Below are 13012 nucleotides of genomic sequence, written 5' to 3'. Positions count from 1 at the left end.
AAGAGGGGTAATTTATGAGATTCTTACCAATAGTTTACGCAAAGGATAATTCAATATTAGGAAAACATGTATATGATAATGAAGGTAGAATATTACTTAAAAAAGGAGCTACTCTCACTCCAAAAATAAAAAAAAGAATAAAACAGATTGGAATTCATTCTGTTTATGTACTTGATGAATATTCTGATGAAGAATTAAAAGATGTTATCAGGCCAGAACTGAGAAATCAAGCTTTATCAAGTATAAAAAGTACCTTTAATCATTTTAGACAATACAATAATAAACAAAATAATAGTATTTTAAATTCATCTGTCAAAAATCGTTTTAATAATGAACGAAGACAACATATTAATAATCTCTCAAAAATTTCAGAAGAAATACTTGACGAAATACTGTCAAATAAAGACATATTAATTAACCTTGTTGATATTAAAAGTAATGATGCTTATACACTACAACATTCTATTAACGTAGCTGTCCTTTCATTAATACTTGGAATATCTCTTAATTTAAATAAGTCTGATTTAAGAGATTTGTGTCTGGGCGCTATATTACATGATATTGGAAAGACAATGATTCCAAAAGAAATACTTCAAAAAAATGGACCTCTTACTAAAGAAGAGTTTGATATTGTTAAAACTCATCCTCAAATAGGCTATGATTATCTTAAAGATTGTTCTAATATATCAGGTAAAGCTAGAATTATAGCCCTTCATCATCATGAAAAATATGATGGTACAGGTTATCCTCAATCGCTAGTTAGAAATGATATAAATAAACTTGCTAGGATAGTAACTATTGCCGATGTATATGATGCTCTAACTTCTGATAGACCATATAGATTAGCAATGCCTCCAAATGCTGCTATAGAATATTTAATGGCTGGAGGAGGTACCAGTTTTGATTTTGATATGGTCAAAATATTCATTAGTAAAATAATACCATATCCAATAGGAAGTTTAGTAAGATTAAGTAACGGTAAAATTGCTACTATTAAAAATATTCATGAAAGATTTCCACTAAGACCTTTTGTTGCCGTTGTATGGGGCGGACCTAAACAAGATATTGACTTGATGAAAGAAACAAATATTGTAATCAAAAATATTGAATATCAAATTCCTGAAGAATAAAAAATAACTATCTCAAAATGTGTTTAGAGATAGTTACAGGTGTTTTAAAATAAATGAAATTCAAGGCATTGAATTTTTCAAAGGCTAATAGCATACTATGATGTAGCTTATTACTCACTTCGTTCCTAGGAATAAGTGATTCATAAGAAATCATAGTTTTTTGTTCTCTCTTCATGATTAGCCGTGAAATATTTCAAAAACTCTGAATTTCGTCATTTTAAGACACCTTCTTTTTTATTTATGACCTTCTTCAGGAACAATACATATAAATTTTAGTATTTTTTCTCCAGTGTTTCTGAATTGATGCAATTCATCAGAAGGAACATATGCAAAAGAACCTGCTTCTACTTTATTTTCATTTCCATCCAAGTATAATAATCCTTCACCTTCTATAATGTAATTAATATGTGGCCAAGGGTGTGTATGTTTTGGAGTAAACCCATCTTTTTCAAGTTCAAATATTCTCATAACATATCCATCCCATCCTTCATCAGGTGAGATTACTGCTTTCATTAAAACATTTTTAGCATTGTCACCAACTATCTTTTTCCCTTCAACATTTCTTTCATGAGAAATTATCATTTTACCACCTCCTATAATCTTAAAATACCATGAAATTCATTATATTAGCAAGGTATTTTTAGAATACAGGAAATTTTTAATCCTGCTTAATCTATTAATCCTTGTTCTTTTAACCATTCTTTAGCTACTTCTTTAGCATCTACTCTATCAATATCAACTTTTGCATTTAAATCTGACATTATTTCATTGCTAATTTTGGAATCTAATAAATTTAAAACATTTTTTAATTCAGGATATTTATCTAATGTTTCTTTTCGTATAATTGGTGCTGCATAATACGGTGGAAAGAATTGCTTATCATCCTCTAAAGCAATTAATTTAAAAGCTTTAATTCTCCCATCAGTTGAGTGAGCTGAGTTAATATCTACTTTGTTATCTCTGACAGCAACATATGTTAAGCCTAAATCCATGCTTTTTGTATCTTTGAATTCAATACTATAAACTTCCTTTAAACCATCATACCCATCTGCCCTTTCTAAAAATTCCTGTCCTGCTGCCAAAACTAGATTTGAAGCTTGTTTTGATAAATCACTTAGATTTTTTATTCCAAGCTCTTTTGCTTTTGATTCTTTCATAAGTAGAGCATAAGTATTATTAAATCCAAAAGGTTTAAGCCATACAATATTTTTTTCCTTTTCATACCTTTCCTTAACTTTTTCATATACTTCATCAGGATCTTTTAAAACTTTTTCATTAAGTACACTCACTAATGCAGTTCCTGTGTATTCGGGATATATATCCAAATCACCCGAAGCCATAGCTTTATCACAAATATGTGTTCCACCTAAAAACGGTTTTCTTACTACTTTAATATCCGTTTTATTTTCTATAAGTTCTGCCATAATATTTACTAAAATATCTTGCTCTGAAACCTCTTTACCACCTATAACTATTTCTTTATCATTTTTACCACAAGCAACTATAGATAAAGACATAATTGCTATACTTAAAAATAAAATAAATTTCTTCATACCATATATCCTCCTTTATATTTTTTTAGTTTTTAAGTCCACGAGGAGTTGCTTTAGTCTCTAACTTCTTTAAAATAAAATCTATACCAATAGCAAGAATGGCCGCTGGTACAGCACCAAATAATATTAATACTGAATCAACCGAAGCTATACCTCTAAAAATTAACTCTCCTAGACCTCCTGCTCCAATTAAAGAAGCCAATGTAGCAACCCCTACGATTAATACTGCGGCTGTTCTTATTCCTGCCATTATTATTGTTGAGGCTAAAGGAATCTGAACCATAAACAAAATCTGCTTAGAAGTCATACCCATACCTCTCCCAGCTTCAATCGAAGACTTATCTACACCCATAATTCCAGTATACGTGTTACGAAGAATAGGTAATAATCCATATATAGTTAATGCAACAATAGCTGGCAATGTTCCTATTCCTAATATTGGGATCATAAATCCTAATAAAGCAACGCTTGGTATTGTTTGAAATATAGCAGTTATACCTATTACTGTATCAGCAAATCGTTTGTGCCTAGTTAGATATATACCAAGTGGAACTGCAATTACAATAGCACAAATTAAAGCGATTAAAGTTAATTTTAAATGCTGCCCTAAACATAATAATATATCAGGCCATCTATTTGTCATTGTCTTTATTATTGAATTTAAATTTACTCCTTCTATCATATAGCTCTCCTTTCAATAATTCTATCTGTCAATACTTTTACTATAATATCATTTGTAATAATGCCCTTAAATTTTTCATTTTCTCCTACAACAGGTAAACACCCACTATCAGTTTTACTTAAGATTTCTATAGCATGCTCTAATTTTCTATTAATACTTAACTTATGAACGTCTGTTTTCATTATATCTTTCAATATCATATCTTTGTTTTTGCAATTATTATAGATATCCCAAGCTTTTACAATGCCTATAAATTTGTAATATTTGTCCACGATTACAATGTATTCACATTTATTCTTGTATAGCATTTTCATAGCTTTTATTAGATCTTTATCTTCAGTTGCTACAATTGGTTTAGTAATGATATTTTTTAATTCGGGTAGATTTTGTTTTGATGCTTGCTTTAATCTATGTTCTCCAATAAAATCCCTTACGAAACTATTTGCTGGGTGCCTTATTAGTTTGTCTGGCGTACACAATTGTACAATCTGTCCCTCTTTCATAATACATATCCTATCAGCAATTTTTAAAGCTTCATCCATATCATGTGTAACAAATACTATAGTTTTTTGTATAGCAACTTGTAACTTAATAAGTTCATTTTGTAATTGCTCACGACTTATAGGATCTAAAGCACTAAAGGGCTCGTCCATAAGGATAATTGGAGGATCTGCCGCTAAAGCTCTAATTACTCCTATTCTTTGTTGCTGTCCTCCACTAAGTTCACTAGGATATTTATTACTATATATCTTTGGATCTAAACCTACCATATTTAATAATTCATCAACTTTATCTGTATATATTTTTTTATCTTGTTTTTTTAATTTAGGTACTAGTGCTACATTTTCTGCAATTGTCATATGTGGTAATAGTCCAATTTGCTGTATCACATAACCTATATTTCTTCTTAACTCTACAACATCTTGTTCATATATAGATTTTCCATTTATATAAATTGCTCCCTCTGTCAATTCTATAAGTCTATTAATCATTTTCATTGTAGTAGTTTTGCCACAGCCACTTGGTCCAATCAGTACAAATATTTCTCCTTTTTTTATATGAAGATTTAAATTTTTAATTGCCTTAAATCCATTATTATATGTTTTAGATACATTCTCGAATTTTATCATTTATTACCTCCTACTTTCAAAAACTTCACTGTAATTTATGCAATTAATAATTTATATTATAATTAATTGCATTAAAATAGACTAATATATTAGCCATAAAATTATCATAATAATTATATTATTAAAAAATATTAGATTGATAATATTACCGACAAATTGCAATCTTATTGGTTGGAATAAAATACTCTGACAACTTGTGTGATTTTATGAGTTGTTTTATGTGACATTCTCATTATACCATATAAGTTGTCAGATGTAAAATTTCGTCTATCTCTTGATATAAACTCATTTATTTTGTAAAATATTGATATAAAACAAAAAGGAGACCTTAATAAATGAAAAAAAAACATGTAACACCTAAGTATATTAAGATAGCTTTGGATATAGCTTATAGCATTTACAATGGAGATATGAAAGAGGGTAGCAAGGTTAGTGGTAGATCAACTTTAGCAAGTAAATATAATGTGTCTCCTGAAACAATTCGTAGATCCATTGCTCTTTTAAAAGATATGAATGTTGTTAATGTAACTGAGAAAAGTGGTATTTCTATAATTAGCAAAGAACAAGCTTATCAGTTTATACAAAATTTTAAAACAAAAGATCATGTAGCTAAGTTGAAAGATGAAACCAATAAACTAATATTAGAAAAACTAGAATTAGAAAAAAATATAAATGAAAATATACAATCAATAATAGATTATTCATATCAATTAAAGAATATAGGATTAATTTATCCTTTTGAGCTTGAAATTTTAAAAGACAGTCCAATTATTGAAAACACAATTTCAAGTACAAATTTTTGGCAAAAAACCAAAGCAACTATTATTGGCATAAAAAGAACGAAAAATTTAATAATATCTCCAGGACCTCATTTAGCCTTTAAAGAGAATGATATAATTTTATTTGTTGGAACTGATGGAGTATATCAAAATGTCGAAAATTTTGTTAATCCTAAAACAAAGCCTCTATAAACATTTAAATACAGAACTCTGTTCTTTAGGTAACAAAATCTATCTGAAATTATAACTCCTAACTCTAAAGAAAACAGACAGGTAAAACCTTTAAAAGCTTCATGATATTTTTAAACACCACAATAATGGCTATATTTTTTCATCCTATATAATTAGAAAAATATAGCCACCTTTTAAAAATGTCTATTTGACTTCTATACTAAATTACGAGTTACACATCCTCAAAAGCTTGCCTATCTAATCTATACTATTACAACAATTTTTTGCACTCTTGTTCCAACTATTAAATAAAAAAAGACTAGTTCATCACAAACTAATCTTGTCTAGCTAATATGAAAATAACATTCTATCACTCAACATTCCTTTATCCTGACTTTTCTCAAAACAGTCTAATAGTTTATCTATTGTAAGGTTTTTCTTTTCATTTTCATCAATATCTAGTACAACTCTCCCATCATGCATCATTAAGAGTCTATTGCCTACTTCTATAGCTTGATTTAAATCATGAGTAACCATGAGAGTTGTAATCTTTTTTTCGTCTACTATTTTCTCTATCTGCCCACATATTTTTTTTGAAGTTTTAGGATCTAAAGCTGCTGTTGGTTCGTCTAATAATAAAATATCTGGATTTACCATTGTAGCCATTATTATAGTAAGTGCTTGTCTTTGACCTCCTGATAATAATCCTACTTTTGTATACAAATGATTTTCTAAACCAATGCCTGCTTGTGATAATATTTCTTTAAAATATGGTATTTTACTTTTTGAAACACAAAAAGAAAATCCGTATTTTCTACCTTTTTTTATAGCAAGCGACATATTTTCTAGTATTGTCATAGAAGGAGCTGTCCCTAAAGTAGGATTTTGAAAAACTCTTGCTATATTTTTTGATGCCTTATGCTCTGACATTTTTGTTAAATCCATATCTTTAAGCAATATACTACCGCTATCTGAGCTTAATTTTCCAGATATAAGATTCAATAGAGTAGATTTTCCCGCTCCGTTACTTCCTATTATTGTTATAAAATCTCCTTTGTTTACTTTTAGAGAGAAATTGTCAAAAACTTGTTTGCAATTTGCAGTATTTTTTGAAAATGTCTTATTCAAGCCCTGTATTTGTAACAACTTTCTCACCTCCAAAACTAAACATTGATTTAACCTTTGTTAAAAGTTCCTTACCATTTAATTGTAAAGCTATTGTAACTATAATAGCGTTTATTAACTTTAAATCATTTGGCGGAAAACCTAATTCAAGTGCAAATCCTATACTTGCTTTATATAATATTGCTCCTCCTAGCACCATTGTAGTAGGTGTTATTAAAGGTATTCTTTTAAATAGTGCTTCACCAAAAATAACTGATGCAAGTCCCATAACTATTATACCTGTTCCCATTCCAACATCTGAAAACCGTTGATACTGAGCTACTAATGAGCCTGATAGTGCTACCAACCCATTTGATAACATCAAAGCTACTATCTTCATTACTCCCGTATTCATTCCTAAAGAGGTTACAAGTTGAGGATTGTCTCCTGTAGCTTTAACAATATAACCTATATCAGTTTTTAAGAAAATATCTAATAATAATTTAGTAATCACCGCAAAAACAATTATTATAAAAATAGAATCTATATTACTTGAAAAAATAGTTTCATTGTTAAATAAAGGTGTATTTGATTTACCCATTATCCTTAGGTTTATTGAATATAACCCAGTCATTACTAATATACCTGATAATAAATTTGTGATTTTTAATTTTACATGTAAAAACCCTGTCGTAAAACCTGCTAATGCTCCCGCTGCAAAAGAAGCTAGCAGTACAACTAAAGGGTTAAGCCCTTTTGTCAATAACGCTCCCGTTACAGCAGCTCCCAAAGGGAAACTGCCGTCTACTGTTAAATCAGGAAAATCTAATATTTTATAAGTAATATATACTCCAAGTACCATTACTCCAAATATTAAACCCTGCTCTATGACACTTAACCAAAAATTCATCATATTATTTACCTTCCTCGATTAATTTTGCATTATTCTTTAATTCATCAGGTATTTCTATATTTAATTTTTTAGCAGCATCTACATTTATAACTAATTCTGTACTTTTTAATGTAGTTACAGCCATATCTTGTGGCTTTTTGCCTTTTAAAACCTCTATAGCCATTTCACCTGTTTGAAAACCAAGCTTGTAATAATCTATACCTTCAGTTGCTAATGCACCATTGTTTACATGTGCAGCTTCTGACCCTATTACAGGGATATTATTTTCATTACATTTTGATACTACAAGAGCTATAGCTGATGCTATCGTATTGTCAGTTGGTATATAAATAGCATCTACATCACCAATCAATACATCTGTTGATTGTGCAACTTCATTAGTATTAGTAACTCCAGAAAGTTTTACATCTAAATTTAATTTAGAAGCTATATCTTTTGCCATTTGTACCTGCAATACCGAATTTGCTTCGCTAGTGTTATATAATATACCTATAGTTTTTACATTAGGTAATAATTTTTTCATAAGCTCAAATTGTTTTTGTATTGGTGCTAAATCACTTGTTCCAGTAACATTAGTCTCTGTTTTATCCCATGCTTTAGCGAGTCCTGCATCTATAGGATCTGTAACCGCTGTTATAAGTATTGGTATATCCTTTGTGGCATTGTAAGCTGCCTGTGCAGTTGGAGTTGCAATAGCTAATATTAAATCTTTTTTATCTGATGCAAAGTTTTTAGCAATTATCTGTGCTGTAGGTATATCACCTTGAGCATTTTGCACTTCAATAATAATATTTTCACCATCTTTATACCCATTCTTATCTAAAGCATCTATGAATCCACTTCTAGCTGCATCTAATGCAGGATGTTCAATTATTTGAGTTATACCTATTTTGATTTTATCAGAATCGACATCTGATTTATTAGTACATCCTGAAAACAACGACATCATTAGTACTAATATCATTATAATTCCTATTAATTTTTTACCTACCATTCTAACCATCCTCCTAATTTTAACGACAAAAAAAACAAAGCTTACCATGTAGTATACAAGAGTAACTTTGCTACCTAAATAATTTGTATATGCTAAAAATTCCCATATAAATCAAAAACCTCTTTTCGCTTATAAAGCATATAAGAGTTCTCTATAGGGATGATATACAATATTATATTGTCACCTACTCTGCTACCATACTACAAAATTTTCGCTATTTTTTTACCATTCTACAAAATACTATGCAAACTAATGCATGAATAAAGTATAACTAAATTTTATCTATATGTCAATAATAACTACAAGCTTTGAACTAGTATTTTCTATTAAATAATTATTGACTTTTTTTATTTTTAGCTATAATATAAACATATACAAACTAATTCAAACATAAACAAACATTCAAAATAGAAGCAAACAAACATTTTGACAGGGGTGATTATTATTTTTCCAGAACAAAGAAGAATTGAGATATTAGATAAGATTGATAAAGAAAATAGTGTAAAAGTTGATGAATTAGCTCAAATTTATAAAGTTACTAATGCAACTATTAGAAGAGATTTAGAATTATTAGAAAAAGAAGGTTATTTAAAAAGGACTCATGGTGGAGCAGTTATTAATGATGATAGTAAAAATGAATTGACTTTTCTTCAGAAACATATGACTATATCAATTGACAAAGAAAAAATAGGGAAACATGCTGCAACTCTGGTAAATGAAGGAGATACAATAGTAATTGACGCTAGTACAACAACTATTCAAATGGTTAAATATATCAAGAAGATTAAAAATATAAATGTTATAACAAATTCCATAGATGTTACTGTTGAACTAGCTGACATTCCAGGGATTCAAGTGATTTCTACTGGTGGAATAATTAGAGGTAAAACCAGGGCAATGGTTGGCCCAGTAACTAAAAGTGTTATTGATAGTTTGATTTCAGATAAAGCTTTTATTGGGGCAAATGCTATAGATATTGAGCATGGAATAGCTTCAACACATGTTCTTGAAGGAGAAATAAAAAAAGCAATGATAAATAATACCAAACAAATAATATTTATGTGTGAAAGTAAAAAATTTAATGAAGTTAAAATGTATAAATTATGTGATTTAAAACATGCAAATATGATTATTACAGACGATAAAATAGAAAAAGAAGTTCTAAATAAATATAGTAGTCAAGTCAAAATAATTCAAGCAAAATAGAAAATAATGAGCTCATTATATATATAAATAAGAAAAATAGGAGGGATAATAGATAATAAAAAGTTAGTATTAATAATAATTAAAATAAAAAAATTCTTATAATAAAAAAGAAAATTGGCCCTTTTCTAATCTATTATAAGAAAAATTATACGTACCTAATAATTATAACAGAAATTTTTTAGTTATAAAACTTTTTTAAGAAAATATGAGTAAATAAATAAAAATATTTCAAATTAAACTAAAAGATAAAGAAAAAAAATATACTTAAGATTACTTGTAAACAGGAGGATTTTATGGACATTACTGAATTAATAAATAAAGAACAAATCTGTATGGAGCTGCATGGAGATACAAAAGAAGAAGTAATTTGTGAATTAGTAGATGCCATTGATAAAAGTAATAATCTACATGATAAGAATATTTATTTGAGTGATGTAATAAAACGAGAGGGAGAAATATCTACAGGAATAGGTAATGAAATAGCAATACCTCATGGAAAAAGTAAAGGTGTTAAAAATGCTAGTTTAGCTTTTGGTGTTAGTAAAAAAGGTATAGATTTTAAATCATTTGATGAAAAATTGGTTCATCTTATATTTTTAATTGCTGTCCCAGAAGACTCCAATAATTTACACTTAAAAGTACTAAGCCAGTTGTCAAGAAAATTAATGCATCCTGAATTCAGACACAAATTAAAAAATGCAAATACAAAAGAAGAAATATTATTAATCTTAAATGGGGAGAGTGAAGGCTAAATGAAAATAGTTGCAGTTACTTCTTGCATAGCAGGTATTGCTCACACATATATGGCTGCTGAGTCTCTAGAAATAGCAGCAAAAAAGAAAGGATATCAAATAAAAGTTGAAACGATGGGGTCCATTGGTTCTGAGAACGTTTTGACAGAGGAAGAAATAAAAGAGGCAGATGTAGTTGTTATAGCTAGTGATAAAGACGTTCAAAAAGAAAGATTTAGTGGAAAACCAATACTTGAAGTAGGAACACATGATGCTATGAAAAATGGTGAGCAAATATTAGAAAGAGTAAATGAAGCAGTTGTGTATAAAAATAATAACCTTAACAATTCACATACAAATAGTAATACTTCAAAAAAACAAAGCACGTCTTTAACTGCTCGACTTTATAAACATCTAATGAATGGTGTATCACATATGATTCCATTTGTTGTAGCAGGAGGTATCTTAATTGCATTATCCTTTATTTTTGGCATAAAAGCATTTCAACAAGAAGGCACTTTAGCATCAGCGCTAATGAAAATAGGTGGGGATTCTGCATTCGCTTTAATGATACCAATTCTAGCAGGCTTCATATCATTTTCTATTGCCGATAGACCTGGTCTTGCACCTGGTATGGTAGGTGGTATGCTTGCTGCTTCAACTAACTCTGGATTTTTAGGTGGTATTTTAGCAGGTTTCTTGGCTGGATATGTTGTTAAATTTCTAAAAGAAAAGATAGTACTTCCTCCATCACTTAAGGGCATAATGCCTATTTTGGTAATACCTGTAATATCATGTTTAGTTGTAGGTTTAACAATGATATATGTTATAGGTACTCCTATAAGTTATTTAAATAATTTTTTGAACAATTGGTTAAGTAATTTAAGTGGAGCTAATGCTATTGTATTAGGACTTGTATTAGGAACTATGATCTCAATAGATATGGGTGGAGTACTTAATAAAGTAGCATATGCTTTTGCAGTAGCTTCCTTAACTTCTGGACAACCATCAATGGCTATGGCTGCTGTTATGGCTGGTGGAATGGTTCCTCCATTAGGACTAGCTCTTGCTACAATAATTTGTAAAAACAAATTTACACTTGAGGAAAGAGAAGCAGGAAAAACCGCATGGATTTTAGGAGTATCTTTTATTACAGAAGGTGCTATTCCGTTTGCAGCTGCTGATCCAGGAAGAGTTCTTCCATCAACTACAATAGGAGCTGCTGTAGCAGGTGCATTATCTATGCTATTTAAATGTAAATTGGCAGTCCCACATGGTGGAGCATTTGTATTTTTAATACCAGGTGCAGTTACAAATCTTCTATTGTATATAACTGCAATTATAGCAGGAACAATTGTTACAGCTGTAATGGTTAGAATATTAAAAAAAGATATATAAAAATATGAAGTTAAGGAGAAAATTATATGTTAGTGACAACAAAAGAAATGTTTAAAGTAGCTATGCAAAATAAGTTTGGAATAGCTCAACCTAACGCATGGGATTTACACAGCTTAAGAGCGATAATCAGAGCCTGTGATGAAAAAAATGCCCCAGCAATAATTGGATTAGCTGAAGTACATTTTAATTATATTAATCTTAAAGAGTTTGCTACCCTTGTTAAAATGTATGCTAATGAAGTCGATGTGCCAATTGCACTTCATCTTGATCATGGTTCTACTTATGAAGGTATAGTTAATGCAATACATGCAGGATTTACCTCTGTTATGATAGATGCATCTTCAAAACCATATGAAGAAAATGTTAAAATGACAAAGGAAATAGTAAAAATTGCTCATACATGTGGAGTTACAGTAGAAGCTGAACTTGGACATGTAGGTATGGGTGATAATTATAAAAATGTAGGTGATGAGTTCACTTCGCCAGAACAAGCTAAGGATTTCATTGAAAAAACAAAAGTAGATAGCTTGGCTGTAGCTATTGGCACAGCACATGGTGAATATAAAGGTACACCAAAAATTGATTTTGATAGACTAGTTGAAATAAGAAAAAAAGTTGATGTACCATTGGTACTTCATGGTGGCTCAGGTACAGGTGATGAAACAATAAATAAATGTATTAAATCAGGAATAAGCAAAGTTAATATCTGTACAGATTTAATGAAAGCAGCATCAAAAAAAACGAAAGAAAGTGGAAAAACTAACTATGTTGATTTATGCATGGTAGGTGAAGACGCAATTAAAGAATGTCTAGAACACTATTTTGAAGTATTTGAAAGTGTAAATACTGCTGATATTATAGGAAAACCTAAAAAACATTTTGAAAAAAAAGAAAGAAGTACTTTTATGACCGCATAAACAGAAATATAAGAAATTAAAAAGAAACTATTTAGAAATAAAAAACTGCATGTCCATAAGATGTGCAGTTTTTTAGTACACTTCTCATGGGTGTAATCTTTAGGGTGAAAGTCCCAAACACCTAATATGATATAGGAGTTAGTCAAGACAAGGATGTACATGATGAAGTGGAATTCGAAGGAAGCTAGAGATGAATTTTCACTCTGAGTAACAAGAAACACATATGAGGCTAAATATTGTTAGATGGGTTTGTTGAATAAAACAAAGTCCGTATCAGTTCTACAAGGGTAATATAAATTAATCT

Annotated in this window: 13 protein-coding genes; 6 read left to right on the top strand and 7 right to left on the bottom strand. The window is 29.5% G+C overall.

The window, feature by feature from the left end; translation table 11 throughout:
* The first annotated feature begins 14 nt into the window (after positions 1-14).
* Positions 15-1130, top strand: coding sequence for an HD-GYP domain-containing protein (locus tag AYC61_RS09600; RefSeq protein ID WP_066500699.1), 1116 nt, complete (start codon positions 15-17; stop codon positions 1128-1130).
* A gap of 234 nt (positions 1131-1364) precedes the next feature.
* Here the strand turns inward: AYC61_RS09600 and AYC61_RS09595 are convergent, their stop codons facing one another.
* From AYC61_RS09595 to AYC61_RS09580, 4 genes are all read right to left on the bottom strand, one after another.
* Entirely contained in the window at positions 1365-1712 is a 348-nt protein-coding gene (locus AYC61_RS09595) for a cupin domain-containing protein (RefSeq protein ID WP_066500696.1), read from the bottom strand.
* Positions 1713-1798: 86 nt separating this feature from the next.
* On the bottom strand, positions 1799-2683 hold the full coding sequence (locus AYC61_RS09590; protein ID WP_066500695.1) for an ABC transporter substrate-binding protein: 885 nt from the start codon (positions 2681-2683) through the stop codon (positions 1799-1801).
* A gap of 25 nt (positions 2684-2708) precedes the next feature.
* On the bottom strand, positions 2709-3365 hold the full coding sequence (locus AYC61_RS09585; protein WP_066500690.1) for an ABC transporter permease: 657 nt from the start codon (positions 3363-3365) through the stop codon (positions 2709-2711).
* Positions 3362-4495, bottom strand: coding sequence for a betaine/proline/choline family ABC transporter ATP-binding protein (locus AYC61_RS09580; RefSeq protein ID WP_066500688.1), 1134 nt, complete (start codon positions 4493-4495; stop codon positions 3362-3364). Before AYC61_RS09580 ends, AYC61_RS09585 begins: the two co-directional genes overlap by 4 nt.
* A 335-nt stretch (positions 4496-4830) precedes the next feature.
* Between AYC61_RS09580 and AYC61_RS09575 the strand changes: the two genes are divergently transcribed.
* Complete coding sequence (locus AYC61_RS09575) at positions 4831-5466, top strand: GntR family transcriptional regulator (RefSeq protein ID WP_066500687.1); 636 nt, start codon at positions 4831-4833, stop codon at positions 5464-5466.
* Between the two features lie 327 nt (positions 5467-5793).
* Here the strand turns inward: AYC61_RS09575 and AYC61_RS09570 are convergent, their stop codons facing one another.
* The 3 genes from AYC61_RS09570 to AYC61_RS09560 are packed head-to-tail and all read right to left on the bottom strand — an operon-like array spanning position 5794 to position 8456.
* The gene (locus AYC61_RS09570; protein ID WP_066500682.1) at positions 5794-6591 is read right to left on the bottom strand and encodes an ABC transporter ATP-binding protein; all 798 of its coding nucleotides are present in this window, start codon (positions 6589-6591) and stop codon (positions 5794-5796) included.
* On the bottom strand, positions 6566-7459 hold the full coding sequence (locus AYC61_RS09565; protein ID WP_066500859.1) for an ABC transporter permease subunit: 894 nt from the start codon (positions 7457-7459) through the stop codon (positions 6566-6568). Before AYC61_RS09565 ends, AYC61_RS09570 begins: the two co-directional genes overlap by 26 nt.
* Positions 7460-7463: 4 nt before the next feature.
* On the bottom strand, positions 7464-8456 hold the full coding sequence (locus AYC61_RS09560) for an ABC transporter substrate-binding protein (protein WP_066500676.1): 993 nt from the start codon (positions 8454-8456) through the stop codon (positions 7464-7466).
* 435 nt (positions 8457-8891) lie between these two features.
* Here AYC61_RS09560 and AYC61_RS09555 point away from each other — a divergent pair, with 435 nt between their 5' ends.
* From AYC61_RS09555 to AYC61_RS09540, 4 genes are all read left to right on the top strand, one after another.
* Entirely contained in the window at positions 8892-9662 is a 771-nt protein-coding gene (locus AYC61_RS09555) for a DeoR/GlpR family DNA-binding transcription regulator (protein WP_156456417.1), read from the top strand.
* Positions 9663-9955: 293 nt separating this feature from the next.
* Positions 9956-10414 carry a PTS sugar transporter subunit IIA gene (locus AYC61_RS21845; RefSeq protein WP_066500671.1) on the top strand — a complete coding sequence of 153 codons (459 nt, stop codon included), beginning with the start codon at positions 9956-9958 and terminating at the stop codon, positions 10412-10414.
* Positions 10415-11791: a PTS fructose transporter subunit IIC gene (locus AYC61_RS09545; RefSeq protein WP_066500665.1), complete on the top strand. Its 1377-nt coding sequence runs from the start codon at positions 10415-10417 to the stop codon at positions 11789-11791.
* A 26-nt stretch (positions 11792-11817) separates the two neighbouring features.
* Positions 11818-12708: a class II fructose-bisphosphate aldolase gene (locus AYC61_RS09540; RefSeq protein WP_082759892.1), complete on the top strand. Its 891-nt coding sequence runs from the start codon at positions 11818-11820 to the stop codon at positions 12706-12708.
* Positions 12709-13012: the final 304 nt, after the last annotated feature.

Origin of the sequence: Abyssisolibacter fermentans, from assembly GCF_001559865.1 — a bacterium.
GTDB classification, from domain to species: domain Bacteria; phylum Bacillota; class Clostridia; order Tissierellales; family MCWD3; genus Abyssisolibacter; species Abyssisolibacter fermentans.
The sequence above is the reverse complement of the archived record's forward strand: the minus strand, read 5'-3'. Positions and strand labels throughout refer to the sequence as shown.

What these genes read in the sequence shown, in the direction of transcription:
- AYC61_RS09600 (WP_066500699.1), top strand. Translation starts at nt 15, where the DNA reads ATGAGATTCTTACCAATAGTTTACGCAAAGGATAATTCAATATTAGGA.
- AYC61_RS09585 (WP_066500690.1), bottom strand. Translation starts at nt 3,365, where the DNA reads ATGATAGAAGGAGTAAATTTAAATTCAATAATAAAGACAATGACAAAT.
- AYC61_RS09565 (WP_066500859.1), bottom strand. Translation starts at nt 7,459, where the DNA reads ATGAATTTTTGGTTAAGTGTCATAGAGCAGGGTTTAATATTTGGAGTA.
- AYC61_RS09545 (WP_066500665.1), top strand. Translation starts at nt 10,415, where the DNA reads ATGAAAATAGTTGCAGTTACTTCTTGCATAGCAGGTATTGCTCACACA.
- AYC61_RS09580 (WP_066500688.1), bottom strand. Translation starts at nt 4,495, where the DNA reads ATGATAAAATTCGAGAATGTATCTAAAACATATAATAATGGATTTAAG.
- AYC61_RS21845 (WP_066500671.1), top strand. Translation starts at nt 9,956, where the DNA reads ATGGACATTACTGAATTAATAAATAAAGAACAAATCTGTATGGAGCTG.
- AYC61_RS09560 (WP_066500676.1), bottom strand. Translation starts at nt 8,456, where the DNA reads ATGGTAGGTAAAAAATTAATAGGAATTATAATGATATTAGTACTAATG.
- AYC61_RS09575 (WP_066500687.1), top strand. Translation starts at nt 4,831, where the DNA reads ATGAAAAAAAAACATGTAACACCTAAGTATATTAAGATAGCTTTGGAT.
- AYC61_RS09590 (WP_066500695.1), bottom strand. Translation starts at nt 2,683, where the DNA reads ATGAAGAAATTTATTTTATTTTTAAGTATAGCAATTATGTCTTTATCT.
- AYC61_RS09595 (WP_066500696.1), bottom strand. Translation starts at nt 1,712, where the DNA reads ATGATAATTTCTCATGAAAGAAATGTTGAAGGGAAAAAGATAGTTGGT.
- AYC61_RS09540 (WP_082759892.1), top strand. Translation starts at nt 11,818, where the DNA reads ATGTTAGTGACAACAAAAGAAATGTTTAAAGTAGCTATGCAAAATAAG.